The sequence below is a fragment of the Paraburkholderia franconis genome (genome assembly GCF_009362735.1).
Classification (GTDB): domain Bacteria; phylum Pseudomonadota; class Gammaproteobacteria; order Burkholderiales; family Burkholderiaceae; genus Paraburkholderia; species Paraburkholderia franconis.
In genome coordinates this window covers 23,713-39,751 of the sequence record NZ_WHNP01000091.1, presented here as the reverse complement: position 1 = coordinate 39,751, position 16,039 = coordinate 23,713, and the positions used below count along the sequence as shown (strand labels likewise).

Here is a 16,039-nt window from a genome sequence, read left to right as displayed (position 1 = left end):
GAATGTGGTCGGGTACATCAAGGGCAAAAGCGCAATTCAGATAGCCCGGAAGTACGGAGCACGGCAGCGAAATTTTACCGGCGAGCACTTTTGGGCCCGAGGCTACTTCGTTTCTACGGTGGGGCTGGATGAGCACATGGTGCGAGCGTACATCCGCAATCAGGAAGAAGAGGATGAGCGATACGACCAGATGAAGCTGGTCATGGAGTAAGCCGCCACCGGCGGCTCACGGTTTTATGGGCGCCTTTGAGGCGCTCACAATTTCAAGCCACCGGCTTTGCCGGTGGTATTTGACTGCTTCAGGTTTCGAGAAGGGCATTTCAGTTGCGGTGACGATTGGCGCCGCAGCTCGAAACGCGGTGGTGCCGCGATTCATTCAATGACGAGGCGTGGCGGCAGTCTCTCGAGCCGCCACCGCAAACATTACTCAAACGTCCATATTGTCCGGCTCGAATTTCTCCTGGTCTTCGATCCCGGCGCGACCGATGGCTACGTGCGCGGCCGGCGGTTGCGACCGCTGACCGATCGCGCGCTGACGCGTCGATTTGCGCAGTATTGGCCGGCGCATCTTTCGCTTCGAAGGCGGCAGGATCGGTCCCGTTGTTTGCACGAAGGATACGCCCGGCGGATTGCTCCAGTCGGAGCCATCGCGTGCCGCCGCGGCGTCGTGACTAAATATGGCGCTCAAAGCGACATGGCGACCCTGATCCTAAACCCATACACGGGACAGGGACGCCATCCGGCTGTTGATCGGTGGGAAAACACACCAGCCATCATGATGTCGGAAAAAGAACATGGCCATTGTGCCCGTTTGTCGTGCAGTTTCGACGCGGACGTACCGGTCATTTAGTGAACTGGTTGAACGGAACCGGGTGACGTGAATCGAGGTGGCCGGTGTCGGCGCAAGCCATTTGTCGACCAGGGAGTGCAAGGACCGGGGGCTGCTATTCATGATTCCCTCCTCCGTGTTCCGTTTCTGCTTCAAACTCTCAACGGAAACCTGAACCATGGACAGAAATATGGCGACGGGAATTAACGCCGTGGTCAAGGATATGTCACGTGTTTGTCTCGCCGTCGCGAGCAATCTCAGTGAGATCGATGCACCGTATGTCGATCGCCCATCACGGACTGATCTCCCCTGCAAGGAGTCGCCTTAACGGAAAGTCTTTCGCCTGTGTCTGAGCCGTGTCTTGGGCTGACCAGGTGAGCCGACGAACCAGGTGGAAAGTGATCGCGTCGGCAAAGCGGCGTCACTTCGAACAAGGCGCAAGCGTGGATTCGACGTCGACCTGCCAGGTACAACGCGATCGAAGGAGCGTTCAGCTTCGTGTACTGAGAGAATTTCTGCAGCCGGCGACTTACGGACCTTCGTCCGCGCTTTCAGGCAGACATTCGAACGTCGGCTCAGCTCGGGTAACGGACGTCCACCGTTGATCAAGCTCGTCGCATCCTCGACCAAATCGGCCATGCGCTGCGCCAGGAATTCGCAGACCAATGCGCTTGCCGGCTAGACGAACATATCATCGGCACTCGCGCTTCGATGTGCCTTTTTGCGGCGCCACGTCGAAACGCTGCAACCGAAGCGTCCGCTGAACCAGCGGGAAAACGCGCTCAACGATGAGAAGCCCACCAGCGAGGCGACTTCAGACAGCGGCCTGTTGCCGCTACCGACATACCGCATCACCATCTCTACCCGAACCGCATCGACGATCGACAGATAGTTCTCGCCGTACTGTGCGAGATGGCGATGCACGGTCCTGCGATCCATGCCGAGATGCTGCGCGATCCGATCGACCGAACAGGCGCCTGACGGCAGCAGCGCAACGATCAGCTTCCTGATCTTGTCGGGCATCGTCGCGCTGGACTGCAGCAGCATCGAATCCAGGTAGCGGCGCACCTGCTGCGCCATTACGGGATCGTAGGCGGGGATCGCGGCATCAAGATCGGACGCGAGACACGCAATGCCGTCGAAGTCCTGGTTGAATTCGACGGCTGCGCCAAATACGCGCGCGTGGATCGTGGTGCCGGCCGGAGCATGATGCGTGAAACAGACGGCGCGCGGTTTCCAGGCGGCGCCCAGCACCATGTCCAGTACGCGGTACAGGACCCCCAGTACCAGTTCCGTTGCCTGGCGCATCGAACCAGGTACGCCCACAATGTCCTCGCGGATGACCACCAGTCCCTCCGATTCCTCGATGCGCATCACCACTGCCTCGTTCTGCAACCGCAGGTAGTGCGCCGCGGATTCCAGCGCCTTTCGTAGCGTCGGCTGTTCCCGCATCACAAAACCGAGCGCGCCGAGGTTCGAGATGTGGCGGGTCTCGGCCATGCGCAGCCCCAGATCCTCGACGGCGGCGGCCCGAGCCGATGTCTCCAGCAGCCGCGCTACCGCCTCGGCCGGAATCATGATGTCGGGGTCGAGCAGCACAGACCGCTCAATTCCCGCGTCGCCCAACTGCTGATAGGGATCGAGGCCCACCGACCGGGCCACCTCGACGAAATTGGTGAGGGCTGCACTGCGAAGCAGATAGGACATATCGTTTTCCCGTGGTGTCCCAAAATGTAAATTCTTTGACCCAATCCGTCAAACGTCACTTTGCCGAAATCCGATACTTGTCCCCGTGGGCACACCACTCCGATTCTTTCAGAAAGAGGACACAGGCAATGAGCAATGAGACGACCCGCAGCGCCACGTCAGTGTGCGATCAGCTGCGCGCCACGGGCAACTGGAATCCTGCGTGGGATGCCATTGCCGAACTCGATCCCGTTTGGGCCGAGAAATTCATGACGATGGGCGCGCATACCGTGATGTCTGGTGTGCTTGAGCCCAAGGTGCTGGAGTTCCTTGCCATCGCGGTCGATTCGTCCTGCACGCACATGTATGCGCCGGGCACGCGCCGGCATATCCGCAAGGCGCTCGAACTGGGTGCCACAAGGGAAGAGATCGCCGCGGTTTTGCAGGCCGTAAGCGTCCTTGGCATTCATTCGTCCAGTCTCGGCGCACCGATCCTGCTGGAGGAACTGGCTGCGTTTGAGCAGGCAAAGAGCAAGGGTGCGCAGGCCGCTGCCTGACGCTACCCAACACCTACCCATTCTCAATGAGGAATACACATCATGCATTTCATGGACGATTCGCTGCTGCCTGAAAATCAGGAGAAGCTCGTAATTCAGGTGGCGCCCTACGGACCGCAATGGATCCCGGGCGATTCGGACGATATCCCCGTCACGATGGACGAGCAGGTGCAGAAAGCCGTCGACTGCTACAACGCAGGCGCGACGGTGCTGCACGTGCACGTGCGCGAAGAAGATGGCAAGGGCAGCAAGCGTCTGTCCAGGTTCGACGAGATGCTCGCCCTTCTGCGCGAAGCGGTGCCGAAGATGATCCTGCAGGTCGGCGGCTCGATCTCGTTCGCGCCGGAAAGCGACGGCGAGATGGCCAGGTGGGCGAACGACGACACGCGCCACATGCTCGCGGAGCTGAGCCCGCGTCCCGAACAGGTGACCGTCGCGATCAACACGGGCCAGATGAACATCATGGAGTTGCTCACAGAGGCCGACATCGCCGGCACCTCGTTCATGAACCCCGCGCTGCAGGCGGCTTACCGCGACATGATCTCGCCGTCCAATCCGTCGTGGCATGTCGAGCACATCAGGCGGCTGCTTGCCGCCGGCATCCAGCCGCAGTTCATGTTGGGCAATCTCGCGCAGCTCGAAACGCTCGAGCGCCTGATCCGCAAGGGCGTCTATACCGGTCCGCTAAACCTCAATTACGTGGCCATCGGTGGTGGCGCAGCAGGGCTGCATCCGGCCGACATGCTGGAGTTCGCGCGCCGCACGCCGGACGGTGCCGTGCTCACGATCGAAACGCTGGGCCGCAATGTCGTGCCGATGAACACGATGGCCATCGCGCTGGGCCTCCATGTGCGCGTCGGCATCGAGGACACGCTGCTCGGCCCGGACGGCGAACGTGCGACCTCCGTGCAGCAGATCGAGCAGATGGTGCGCATTGCACGCGAGCTCAATCGTGACGTCGCAAGCGCGGAGGAGGCACGTGGCATCTACCAGATCGGTACCCAATGGAAGTCGGCTGAAGAGACGCTGGACAAGCTGCGCATGGTGCCGAACCGGGCATCCGAGCAGCGCGGGGTGCCGGCACGCAAGGTCGCCTGACCGGCATGACGGGGTGCAACGCAGCAGCAAACTGGGTTGCGCCTCGTATGCAATCCAACCCTTCAGGCATGGAGACAGATGATGTTCTGGAAGAAAAGCCCTGCTGCCGTCCTGGCGTCCCTGCTGGTGATTCACCTGCTGGCGCACACCGACCGCAACATGCTGCTCGGGTTCTCGCCGCAGATCATCCGGGATCTGGCGCTCAGCCATACGCAATACGGATTTCTCGCCGGAGCAGTGTGGGTGCTGAGTTTCGGCGTGATGGCGATGTTCATGGGTACGCTCGCCGATCGCTTCAGCCGCCCCCGGATCATCGCCGCCGGTTTGCTGATCTGGAGCGCCTGCACGCTGGCGTCGGGCCACGCCCAGAGCTTCGAGCAGATGGTGGTGGCCCGGTTTTTCGTCGCCAGCGGCGAGGCGGCGCTGGTCCCTGCCGCGGTGGCCCTGCTGGCTGAGCTCTTCTCCGGGAAGCGGCGTGGCACGGCGATGGGGCTCTTCTTCATGGGCATTCCTTTGGGTGTCGGCTGTAGTTTCCTGCTTGCTGGCAGCTTTGGCGCCACGCACGGCTGGCGGTCCACGTTCTATGCGCTGGGCGTGATTGGATTTGCGATCGCGCTGCCGCTGGCACTGCTCAGGGAAGACCGAAGCGCGCACGCACCGCAGGAGCGCGGCGCACCGTTCCTCGAGCAGGCGCTCGCCGTGTTGCGCACCGTTGGCGGCAACCGTGCACTCGGTTTCACGATTGCTGGTTTCGTGCTGGTGCACCTGGTTTTTGCCAGCTTCTCCTTCACGCAGTTGTGGCTCGTTGACGAGCGGGGCATGAATGCGGCTGGTATTGCCACACGGCTCGGGGCATTGCAGCTGGTATTCGGCACGCTTGGCGCGACAGCCGGGGGCGCAGTGGGGGATCGCGCGGCGAGAAGCCTGCGCGGGGGACATGCAAGCTTCATGGCGTTGCTCGTCCTGGTCTGCGCGCCGTTGATGCTGTCGTATCGATTCGTACCGGCCGGCTCACCCCTGTTCTATATCGGCATGTGTGCCGGATTTTTCCTGCCGATGGCGGCCTATGGCTCAGCCCTTACGGCCATAACCGGTATGACGCCGGCAATGATGCGCTCGACGGTGACCGGCTTCACGATGTTGCTGATCAATGTATTTGCGCTCGCCATTGGTACGGTAGTCATCGGCATGCTAGCTGACCATTTGGCGCGAGCAGGGAGCACCGCTCCGTTGACTGGCGTCCTGTTCGTCAACGATGCGCTTGCAATCAGCTCGGCCCTCTGGTTCGCCCTTGCGGCGCGCGCCTCAGGCGGGCAGCGCGTTCCCGCAACCGAACATGTTCAACCTGTGAGATCTTGAGAATGCAAAACCAACGTCAGAATCTCGAAGGCCGCGTCGCGCTCGTCACCGGTGCCGGTCGTGGCCTGGGTGGGGCCATTGCCATCGACCTCGCCCACGCGGGCGCGCACGTCGCGATCTGCGATATCGACATGCCGGCGCTCGAAGTGACGCGCGCAGCGGTGGAAGCAGTCGGCGTGCAGTGTCTCGCCCTACGCTGCGATGTCTCGTCGAGCAGCGAAGTCGCCCGGCTGTTTGCCGCCATCGCGGAGCGCTTCAGCACGCTGCATATCCTTGTCAACAACGCCGCACGCGTGCCGAACACGCCGGTCGATACCGGGCGTCGCAATGAACACTACGCCTATATCACCACGCCCGTGCCGCGGCAGTCGCTGGACTTTACCAGCACCATCAGCGACGAGGAGTGGCATCGCTACTGGGACGTCAATGTGCACGGCCTCTTCTATTGCACGCGCGAAGCGCTCAGGCTGATGCAACCGCAGCGCGACGGCAGGATCATCAACATCGCGTCGATTGCCGGCATATCGGCGATGAGCGCGCACAGTCCGCACTATTGTGCGACCAAGGGTGCGGTGATTGCCTTCACGAAGTCGGTTGCGGCCGAGGTGGCCGGCGCCAATATCTTCGTCAATGCGATGGCGCCGGGTGGAGTGGCCACCCCCGAATTTACGGAATACTTCGAGGCCGCGGGTGAGGAGAAGTGCAACCAGTTCTGGCAACTGGTACCCGCCGGGCGCCTGGGCACGATGCATGAATATGCCTCGCTGGTGACCTACATGGCTGGCGATCACTATCTGGTCGGCCAGATCATCAGCCCGAACGGCGGCGTCGTGATCTGACCGGAGTGCCACATGAATCAGAGCAATTCCGTCACCGATCCTTGCATCAATATCTGCAGGATGGACCCGAATGGTCAATTCTGCCAGGGGTGCTGGAGAACACTCCGTGAGATTGGCCTCTGGGATCGGATGAACGACCAGCAGAAGGCCGAAGTCGCCGCATTGCTCGCGTGCCGTCGCAGCGGAATGTTGCGGGTGGCGTTGACCGGCGACTCCGCTTTAGAGAACGAACCGCCGAAATGAATGGAGACCTCATGAAAGGTTTGATGTTGCAGAAGCAGTTGCTGGTTTCCTCGCTGATCGTGCATGCGGATCGCCATCACGGCGATACCGAAATCGTGTCACGCCGGGTCGAGGGTGACATCCATCGCTATACGTACCGCGACTGTCACCGCCGCGCGCGTCAGCTGGCCAATGCGCTTGCCAACCTGGGCGTCAAACCGTCCGACCGCGTCGGAACGCTGGCGTGGAACGGCTATCGCCACATGGAGCTGTACTACGGCATCTCCGGCATGGGCGCGGTGATGCACACGATCAACCCGCGCCTGCATGCGGACCAGATCGCCTACATCGTCGACCATGCGGAAGACCAGTACCTGTTCTTCGATCTGACGTTCCTGCCACTGGTCAAAGCCATCGCCGGCCGCTGCAAGGCAGTCAAGGCGTTTATCGCGATGTCCGATCCCGCGCACGTGCCCCAGGACTCCGGCATCGCCAACCTGCTGTGCTATGAAGACCTGATCGAAGGAAGTTCGTCTAAATACGCGTGGCCGAATTTGGACGAGGATACCGCCTGTACGCTGTGCTACACGTCGGGTACGACGGGCAACCCGAAGGGTGTCCTGTACTCGCATCGCTCGTCGCTACTGCACACCTGGGCCGCCGCGTTGCCGGATGCGCTGAACTGTTCGGCGCGTGATGTGGTCCTGCCGGTGGTGCCGATGTTCCATGTCAATGCGTGGGGCCTGCCATACGTCGCGTGCATGGTCGGAGCGAAGCTGGTGTTCCCCGGCGCGGAACTCGACGGCAAATCGCTGTATGAGCTTCTCGAAGCCGAACAGGTCACGTTCGCGGCCGGCGTGCCGACCGTATGGCAGGGCCTGCTGGGTCACCTCGAACGGGAAGGCCGGACATTCTCGACCCTGAAGCGCACCGTGATTGGCGGCGCAGCCTGCCCGCCCGCGATGCTGCACAAGCTCCAGGACAGCTACGGCGTGGAGGTCCTGCACGCGTGGGGCATGACCGAACTGAGTCCGCTCGGCACCATCGGCACGATGAAATACAGGCACCTGACGATGTCCCGCGAGGAGTGTTGCGCCGTGCAGTCGAAGCAGGGGCGCGCGGTGTTTGGCGTCGACATGAAAATCGTCGACGCGAACGGGCAGGAACTGCCTTGGGACGGCGTGACTTCGGGGGAATTGCTCGTGCGCGGGCCGTGGGTCGTGCGCAACTACTTCCGCAACGAGGGCGGCAATCCGCTGCGCATCGACGCCGACGCGCATGGCTGGTTCCCGACCGGCGATATCGCGACGATCGATGCAGACGGCTTCATGCAGATCACCGACCGCAGCAAGGATGTGATCAAGTCCGGCGGTGAATGGATCAGCTCGATCGACATCGAGAACATCGCAGTCGCACATCCGGCGATAGCGGGCGCGGCCTGTATCGCGGCAAGACATCCGAAGTGGGACGAGCGGCCGCTGCTTGTCGCCGTGAAGCGGCCCGACGCACGGGTGACGACGGAGGAACTGCTGGCGTACTTCGAAGGAAGGATCGCGAAGTGGTGGATGCCGGACGCCGTCGTGTTCATCGAGGCGATGCCAATGGGCGCCACCGGCAAAGTGCTGAAGAACCAGTTGCGCGAAGCGTTTCGGGACTATCTGCTGGTCTGATGTGTGGGATGACGGTTCTTTGCATTGAGTGGGATGGAAGTCGTTACGAGGTGCTTAGACATACTAAAGAGGAGACAAGATGAAGTTGAAGTGGTTAGCGGCAGCCGTGCTGGCTGCAACGGGAAGCGTCACATACGCGCAGTCGTCGGTGTCGTTGTATGGCGTCATCGATTCCGGATTGTTGTATCAGAGCGCGAATGCGGCGAACTTTCAGTCGAAAGTGAATCTCGGACATGTCTACGCACTCAAGGACGGCGGGATCTATTCGAGCGTCTGGGGTCTCAAGGGCAGCGAAGACATCGGGGGTGGCTACAAGGTCAACTTCAGGTTGCAGGGGGCGTTCAACAGTTCGAACGGCAAGTCCGGGCTGGCCGGCACGCCGGGCGCCACAGCGATGTTCAACCAGCAAACGACGGTGGGCGTGTCGAGCCCGCTCGGCGCGATCGACATGGGCCGCCAGATCGTGCCGATGATCTATGCGATGGCGGATACCGACGTACGGAACGCCCAATACTTCGGCAGTATCCTGACCGCATGGCTCGGCATGAACCAGGCTGCGGGCTGGCAGGGCCTCAGCACGAACGGCCCGATCGGCGCGCTGTATGACGACAACGCGATCGTCTACCGGTCGCCGAAGTTCTATGGCGCGTCGCTTGCGCTCGAGTATTCGCCCGGCGGCGTCCCGGGCCAGTTCCAGGGCGGTACGCGCGAGTCCGCCGTGCTGCAGTTTTCGAACTATGGCCTGAACCTGGCGGTGGTTTACTACAACGGGCACGACACGAATCCATTCACGCAAACTGGGCCCACGACAATCGTCACGGCGCCGTCGACGGGCCTGGCCAACAACCGCTTCTGGTATCTGGGCGCGCAGTACACCTTCCGCGATTTTTCCGTGTCGACGTCATACAGCATCGGCAAGAACCCCGCGAACAGCGGCCAGGCCAACTTTGAGATGATTTCCGGGGGGCTCGGCTACAGGTTCAGCCCGGTTTTGAAGGTCACCTCGGGCTTCTATTACCTGAAGGATCGTAATCACTCGTCGAATCAATCGGATGAGTTCGCGCTGGGCGCCGAATACAGCCTGTCCAAGGCCACCCTCGCCTACGCGCAGGTCGGCTACGTCAACAACCGCGGCAATATGAGCCAGACGATCACCTACGGTGCGCCCGTTCCGGAAGGCAGGTCAACCACGGCGGCGATGGTCGGTATCCGCCACAGCTTCTGATTCCTCTCACACAGACAACAACTGGAGCATGCAATGAAAGCAAATTGGGCGCTCGGGATTGCGGGCAGCGTATTGATCGCCTCAGCATCTGCTCATGCCTGGGCGCAAGCGGGCGCAAACGAAGCGAGCGCCGCTTCGAACGGATCCGCGATCGCGGCTTCGGGCAGCATGACGGCGAAGGACATCCGGAAAGCCGATCGTGCGCTGCGCCACAAGGTCTATTCCGCGATCGTCACGCACAAGGAGGTCAACACTGGCAACATCAGCGTCATCGCGAAGGGCGGTGCAGTGACGCTCGACGGAACCGTGGTCGATGCATCGCAGATCGACAAAGTGAACGAGATCGCGAAAGGCGTTCCGGGCGTCACAACCGTCACCAACAAGTTGACGGTCAAAAAGCCATTTGGCGGGCAGTAACCGTCTCCGGCCATTAGCTCTGGCCGGTTGATGCGAAGCCGCAGCACCATTGCACCGGGCTTGGCCAAGATCCGACAGAGTCCGATGTGATGTCGGGGCGGGCCCTTAACGCTCAATCTATTCCTATCACTCGAACGACGTAGCGGAATTCCGCAATAACAATGCCTGCCGCGCCGGGAAAGAACCTGAAATTGACCGTTATCGCCGCGCCGATGTTTACGGTATCCGGTCCGGAGCTTGTCATGGCGACCTGCCGGACCGGAGCGATCGGCACCTTGCTCTACAGGGGCCTTGGTAGTGACTTGCCGTGTACGCGAAGGCGTGATGTCTTGCTCTGAACCAGCGCACCACTGAGGGGTAACGCGCAAAGGCTGAATACGATCAAGACGGGACTGGGTCCCAACGACGCCGCGTTCAGTGTCAATCTGATCGTCCGCAAGACCGACCCGGCGCGGCCTCGACGGCGGCTTTCAAAACTGCAACGGCCATTCGCGTGATCACGTCAACCGGCGGTGAGTTTGTTCGACGCCTGTCCATGTCAGCAGGCCCGGAAGCGCGCGACAGGGACATGCGGGCAAGCGTTGAGTAAACCGAAAGGGAGGAAACCGTATGGCGGGAGTGGGTCGGGTGCCGACTTTCGCCGGCTGCATGGCTGCGCAGCCTTGGCCAGATCTGACGTTGCCTGTCCGATGCCGTCCTGCCGTCCCGACTCATACAGATCACACCAACGTCAGCGCGCCCCACCCGCAGGACTCTGCGCGAACCCCGAACTGGATGAATCCACGATGATCGTACACGACAGGAATAGACCGTATGAAAGTGAGCGCAGCATATATTCTCCGCGGACGTGGCTATTTGGGCTTCCGTAGATCCGCGTTTTTTCACAGACACCGTGACGGAACTCGACCAATTTTTTCGCGCCGTCAGACGCATGCGCATCTTCGTCGGTGACGTATCGATTTGCTCACCGTGTGCGCCCTCAAGCAGTCGTTACACTTGGGTCGACAACGCGACCGGTCATGATGCCGGGTCGCTCGCACGTCGACAACTGCCCCGACGCTCGCGAGCCTAGGGGCTAGGCTTATGTTCCACGACTGCATAAGGGTTTGCTGCGCTGACGATCCGGGTCACAACCGCGTAGGTTTGCGGGAGCGCCCGCGGTTCAACCGGCAGATGGGAACCACAGTTCGAGCTGCCCCAAGGGGACGTTTGCGCTGCTCTTATTCTTCCAGCGATCATCGATGACTACGTCCTGTCCGATGCTCTTCTTCACCGCCTCGGCAACCCGCTTTGCAATCGGCCCCGCCGATTCCTGGAACACCAGGAGCTTCATTTGGTTATCTCCCTTCGGTTGCAGTCGGTTCTTTTTTTCCGCCGTATTCACGACGTTCTCGATTCCAGGCGCGCCGACGCCGGCGTTGCGGATGGCTTGTCGCGCCGCTTCAGCTTTGTCTCGCTGCGTCTCGGCGAAAATCTGGATATAGACCTGCGCACCTGGCAGACTCGCCACCTGGACGGTGGCGTCGCCACTCGGAGCTGCGCCGTCTCGCGACGCGTAGGCCTCTGACTCCCTTCTCGCACCGGCGGTCCTGAAGCCTTGTGCAGGATCATATTCCTCGTTCACCTGCGATCTGCCTCGGTCTAGCGTCGCGCGCAATTCGGGAGAGAGGTTGCCTTCCTTTTCCAGAGCTACCATGACGGCAACTGCATTAACTCGTTCCGGCGCACCTACCTCCTCTGCGAAGGCAGGTAAAAGCTTGATCACGAGATCGACGTTCTTCTGTTCGACTGAGATCTTGAGTTCTTGTTTGCGCTGCGCCTCTGCCTGTTGACTCGAAAACCAACCCCACACACCGACGGTCAGCGGTATGGCTATGGTCGTGGCAATCCACCGGACGTTATCGCTGGATAACAGGCGTTCGACCGCTGACGACGGCTTCGACTTTTCCTGCAACTCCTGCTGTACCGCGTGCCTGAACTCTTCTTGCGCACGTATGCGTTCTTTTTCATCGTCGGACAGCATGCTTTGTCCCTGGGTGAGTGAAACGACCGTTTGGCGGTTGCCCGACGCGCCGCAGACGAACAGCGCGGCGGCGACGCGGTCCTGTCAAATCGACCACGCCTGCTCCAACGACGCCTGATCGTTATTGCTGGGAGTCAGATGCGCCTGTGTCCTTCTTTGAGTGCTGCGCTGCTGAGTATGCAAGAACTGCAACGGGTCCGAAGGCCGCGCGAACAACGGCCTTGAGTTCTTCAGCCCGTTCCTCGCTGGTCCAGATGATGTCCTTGAGGAAAATGCCGCCTTTTGTCCCCGCTCTTGTTTCCGAGGTCGTGTTGCTGTCTGCGTTTGCCTGACTCCTCGCGAGCGCTATGTAATCGACCAGAGGATAGGCCACGCTCACGCTGCGATTCAGATCATCCAATTCCGTCTGCACTTGCGCGAAGCCTGTTTTTATGGCTGTCAGCGCATCGGTGGTCATCGAGTGAGACAGGGCGCTTAGCCGCTCGGCGATGCCGCTACCCTGGTCGTCCCCGGTCGAAGCGGGTGCCGTCGTGTTCGCTGCCTTCTGGTTGAGGTCGCTCTTGGTCTTCTCCTTGAACCTCGAAAAGTCGAGCCATTTGAAAGACGCAGCGATCGCAGCGCCTGCTCCGGCCAACCCGAGCCCCGGCGCAGCCCCACCCACCTGAAGGTTGGGAATGACCAACACGACTAACGCAGCGATGATGACCAACGCCACGAAGATTCCCAGCGGAATAAAAAACCATTTTGCGGCCACGAAGACCGATTCAACAGCCTCGCCCGCGTCCTGGGCCAACGTAGCCGCCGCGCTTTCGGCACGCTGGATGGCTTGCCTCACATCAACAGCGAGACCGGCTTGTATCTCGTCCCAGACTTCGTTCACCAGCTTCTGCGCGACGCTTTCGGTGCTGAACGCCCGCAGTGTCTGCTGACCCGAGATCAGCGTCTGCCAGATGTTCACCTGCTTTGTCAGCGCAAGTCGCATCGACGCGGACCATCCATAGCGAGCGGCATATTCCTCTACATAAGCCTGCTCGTCCTTCGCAAGGTCTTTCTGCGCTTCCGGCACCGCGTCCAGCGTCTTCATAACCGCGCGCCGCCAGAATTCAAGCCCTTGCTTGATCGCCCGGATCGATACGCTCGGTAGCTCTGGGTCCGTGCCCTCGGCTTGCGTCGCCGTGGCGGCCGTACCCTTTTGCGCCAGGTATGCGTCGTCCAGCTTTGAACTCAGTGCTACGACATCGTGCTGCAGCCGAATGACGAAGTCCGGCCTGAACGCCCGCTCCCATGCTCGCTTTACGCCGTCAGCGCGCGCCGTTTCTACGGTAGCTGTGTGTCGCTCCTCGAGAAGGTCCTGATTGTCCTGCGGCACCTCTTTGTGCCCACACAGGTGCGGGAGAGAACGTTCCCAGCCTAGGGTCTCATTCGTGATCTGCCACGAAAGCAGCGCCATCGATCGTCCCGCCTCATAGGCGATCAACTCGAGGTCATTGTTGGGCAACATCCCACCAGCGTAGTAGTGTTCGCGAAGAAAGCCGTCCCAGGCTTCAAGGAACTTTCCCACCAGAATGGTGAGCTGCACTTTGGGTTTCGCGTCAGGTGCCTCTTGAGCGAGCGCGTTTACAAGGGAGGTTTGCAGGCCTTTGATGCGTTCGCTGTCCAGGCTGTCGTCAGGGTTGACGTAAAGCAGTGCGAGACAGTTGATGGCGCGTCGCGTCACGTCGTAAAGCTTGAAACTGGCTAGCTTGACGTCCTTGTCGTCCCGAGCGTCCAACAAGCTGAACTGCGTGTAGTCAGGTCCGTCCGGCGAAGGAAACAAATACTTGGGCAGCGACTCCTGTGGCGCGTAGAACGTCTTTTCCGTACCGATGAGCGGGAAGACCTGCGCATGAATCAGTGCAATCCTCGCGAGCGAAACGCGCCAAAGGCTCGCGACGCGCATGCCGCGCTGCTCGACCTCCCCGCGCTCCGACTCAATTTTCCCTCTCAGCTCGACAAGATTCCAGCCGAGCGCGAACGCACGCCGTACCGCCGGAAAGATCAGAGATTTGTCGGCTTCCCTCTCGATCGCTGGCGGGGCGGGTCCGTCACGATTGGCCGCCGGATCCTGTACCTCGGGATTCGTATCGCCTTCAGCCATACTGCCTCCCCCGCAACGCCTCAACCGTCAAACGGTGCTCATCCGACGAAACCGTCCGGGTCAAGTCGCCCCAAATTCTGAATGAAATCTACGGTGCCTGACAACAAAGTCAAGATCTGCTTTCATGCCGGTAACGAATTCTGTTCGCTATCCAACATTTCGTTCTCTAAACATACATTGACGCTATAACCGCGACCTAACATGGATTCGTTCGGCGGCGTCATGCAGGGCAAAGCGAACTGGTGTCCGGACCCGACAGATAGCCATAAGACGATCCTGAGCCGCTAGTTTTCAGTGCAAGCGTGCCGGTGCCGCAGTAGCAAGCCGCTACTTCGGCTTAGCCATTGCTCCTATGCGAGGCAGACATGTTGAATGGATTGAACGCCGTCGTCGACATTTCCCATCACAACGACCCCGTCGACTTCAAGGGGCTAAAAGCCGCGGGCATCGTCGGTGTCATTCACAAGGCCACCCAGGGACTCAACCTGCCGGACCAGACTTATGAGAAGCATCACGATGCTGCGATGCAAGCGGGTTTGCTCTGGGGCGCGTACCATTTCGGTACTGACTGCGACGGCGTGCAGCAAGCCGTCCACTTCATTGAAACCGTCGGCGATACGAAGAACACGGTCCTGGCGCTGGATTTCGAGTCGAACCCAACCGGACCTAGCATGAGCCTGGAGGAGGCGCGGGCCTTCGTCACCCACGTATTTTTGGTCACGGGCCGTTATCCCGGCTTCTATTCTGGACACGACATCAAAGAGCAATTGGGCACCAGGAGCGATCCGGTGCTCGCCAATTGTTGGTTTTGGCTCGCGCAATACGGGCCTACGGCTGTGGTGCCCCCGAACTGGAGCAAGTGGACGCTATGGCAATACACCGATGGATCGCTCGGGCCGGATCCTACCGAGATTCCGAACATTGGACGGTTCGACAGGGACCTCTTCAATGGCTCGGAGGCAGAGTTGAGAGCCTTCTGGGGACATTAGGGCGGCCGGCGCGTCGTCAGCGGTTTGCCGCATGCGTCCTTTCCAGCCTGATCGTGGCATGTGTGGGTGCGGGATGTGCCACTCAATCTGGCACCGCGCCCTGCACGCCGCCGTGCATTACTCACATTACGGCCGACAGCCAGGAACTCACACTACCTGTTGGCAAATCTGCGCAGCCACTCGTGCTGCTGGGCGCCTTGCATCTCGACTCGGAAGTCATCCGCTACGTGTTTCGTGCGGCCGCAGGCATGCGCTTGGAATGGTCATACAGCGGCCCTTCAGTGCATGTCGTGCTGACCTATCCCAATGGCGATACGAACGGACCATTGGCACCGTCGACCGTGGCGTTGCCCGACACCGGTCTCTACGTGCTAGCGCTACACGGCAATACCATGGCCGATGACGCTGATGGTCCGTTTGTCTTACGTCTCAAACTGCTACCTTGACGGGTCGTGTTCCACCCGAACCCGCCCGTGACGGTACGGTATTAGGAACGGATCTATCTGGTACGCCCTGCGGCCACAACCGGGCAACTGCCTTAAGCAGTGGCTCTCGCCCCTCGGCACATCCGGGCGCGGCCGCACGCGAACTGCTGCCCCTCGCGCAACGCTCTTGCCTATTGCACAGGGATCGGCAATTCTCGGGCCAATAGTTGCCGTTCGCGAAACGAAGAAAGCCGTCATTCCAATGTCCGGTTCGCCCCCCGCAAGCAGCCAGATGCCAGTGGAGGTGAAAATGCGATGGCGACCGCGCGCCCGCGACGCGTCGAGTCGGAGAGTCCGCAGTGATCTGCGGCCGTCTCTTCTCTCCGACTTTCTTGAGACGTCACAACACTCTTTTATACAAATTGCCTGGAGCCGCTCGGCTTCAAATTACTTGTGAACAGGTTGCCGCCCACCTTTAATACATGATGGATGCGCAAGTCGGCGCACACAACGGGGGATGGCAACTGAGAATACAATCCAATGAGATACGTCGGCTCATGCCT

General features: G+C 60.5%; 15 protein-coding genes. 12 read left to right on the top strand and 3 right to left on the bottom strand.

What is annotated here, in order from left to right; translation table 11 throughout:
* Both GCT13_RS41755 and GCT13_RS51035 read left to right on the top strand, forming a co-directional pair.
* A partial coding sequence (locus GCT13_RS41755) for a transposase (RefSeq protein ID WP_193727911.1) occupies positions 1 to 211 on the top strand: 211 nt, incomplete at its 5' end.
* Between the two features lie 168 nt (positions 212 to 379).
* A complete protein-coding gene (locus GCT13_RS51035; RefSeq protein ID WP_193727910.1) occupies positions 380 to 850 on the top strand; it encodes a hypothetical protein in 471 nt (156 codons plus the stop codon).
* A gap of 657 nt (positions 851 to 1,507) precedes the next feature.
* Here GCT13_RS51035 and GCT13_RS41745 read toward each other — a convergent pair.
* Complete coding sequence (locus GCT13_RS41745; protein WP_152767668.1) at positions 1,508 to 2,536, bottom strand: AraC family transcriptional regulator; 1,029 nt, start codon at positions 2,534 to 2,536, stop codon at positions 1,508 to 1,510.
* A 128-nt stretch (positions 2,537 to 2,664) separates the two neighbouring features.
* Between GCT13_RS41745 and GCT13_RS41740 the strand changes: the two genes are divergently transcribed.
* From GCT13_RS41740 to GCT13_RS41705, 8 genes are all read left to right on the top strand, one after another.
* The gene (locus tag GCT13_RS41740) at positions 2,665 to 3,072 is read left to right on the top strand and encodes a carboxymuconolactone decarboxylase family protein (RefSeq protein ID WP_152767667.1); all 408 of its coding nucleotides are present in this window, start codon (positions 2,665 to 2,667) and stop codon (positions 3,070 to 3,072) included.
* Between the two features lie 42 nt (positions 3,073 to 3,114).
* A complete protein-coding gene (locus tag GCT13_RS41735) occupies positions 3,115 to 4,170 on the top strand; it encodes a BKACE family enzyme (protein ID WP_152767666.1) in 1,056 nt (351 codons plus the stop codon).
* A gap of 78 nt (positions 4,171 to 4,248) precedes the next feature.
* On the top strand, positions 4,249 to 5,529 hold the full coding sequence (locus tag GCT13_RS41730; protein ID WP_227747286.1) for an MFS transporter: 1,281 nt from the start codon (positions 4,249 to 4,251) through the stop codon (positions 5,527 to 5,529).
* Positions 5,530 to 5,531: 2 nt separating this feature from the next.
* On the top strand, positions 5,532 to 6,368 hold the full coding sequence (locus tag GCT13_RS41725; RefSeq protein WP_152767665.1) for an SDR family NAD(P)-dependent oxidoreductase: 837 nt from the start codon (positions 5,532 to 5,534) through the stop codon (positions 6,366 to 6,368).
* 12 nt (positions 6,369 to 6,380) lie between these two features.
* Positions 6,381 to 6,611 carry a DUF1289 domain-containing protein gene (locus GCT13_RS41720; protein WP_152767664.1) on the top strand — a complete coding sequence of 77 codons (231 nt, stop codon included), beginning with the start codon at positions 6,381 to 6,383 and terminating at the stop codon, positions 6,609 to 6,611.
* An 11-nt stretch (positions 6,612 to 6,622) separates the two neighbouring features.
* Positions 6,623 to 8,260: a 3-(methylthio)propionyl-CoA ligase gene (locus tag GCT13_RS41715; RefSeq protein ID WP_152767663.1), complete on the top strand. Its 1,638-nt coding sequence runs from the start codon at positions 6,623 to 6,625 to the stop codon at positions 8,258 to 8,260.
* Between the two features lie 79 nt (positions 8,261 to 8,339).
* The gene (locus tag GCT13_RS41710) at positions 8,340 to 9,485 is read left to right on the top strand and encodes a porin (RefSeq protein ID WP_152767662.1); all 1,146 of its coding nucleotides are present in this window, start codon (positions 8,340 to 8,342) and stop codon (positions 9,483 to 9,485) included.
* A gap of 33 nt (positions 9,486 to 9,518) precedes the next feature.
* Positions 9,519 to 9,902: a BON domain-containing protein gene (locus tag GCT13_RS41705; protein WP_152767661.1), complete on the top strand. Its 384-nt coding sequence runs from the start codon at positions 9,519 to 9,521 to the stop codon at positions 9,900 to 9,902.
* Positions 9,903 to 11,064: 1,162 nt separating this feature from the next.
* Here the strand turns inward: GCT13_RS41705 and GCT13_RS41700 are convergent.
* Positions 11,065 to 11,925, bottom strand: coding sequence for a hypothetical protein (locus tag GCT13_RS41700; RefSeq protein WP_152767660.1), 861 nt, complete (start codon positions 11,923 to 11,925; stop codon positions 11,065 to 11,067).
* 121 nt (positions 11,926 to 12,046) lie between these two features.
* Positions 12,047 to 14,062: a hypothetical protein gene (locus GCT13_RS41695; RefSeq protein ID WP_152767659.1), complete on the bottom strand. Its 2,016-nt coding sequence runs from the start codon at positions 14,060 to 14,062 to the stop codon at positions 12,047 to 12,049.
* Between the two features lie 365 nt (positions 14,063 to 14,427).
* Here GCT13_RS41695 and GCT13_RS41690 point away from each other — a divergent pair, with 365 nt between their 5' ends.
* Positions 14,428 to 15,051, top strand: coding sequence for a glycoside hydrolase family 25 protein (locus GCT13_RS41690; RefSeq protein WP_152767658.1), 624 nt, complete (start codon positions 14,428 to 14,430; stop codon positions 15,049 to 15,051).
* Between the two features lie 182 nt (positions 15,052 to 15,233).
* Complete coding sequence (locus GCT13_RS41685; RefSeq protein ID WP_152767657.1) at positions 15,234 to 15,497, top strand: hypothetical protein; 264 nt, start codon at positions 15,234 to 15,236, stop codon at positions 15,495 to 15,497.
* Positions 15,498 to 16,039: the final 542 nt, after the last annotated feature.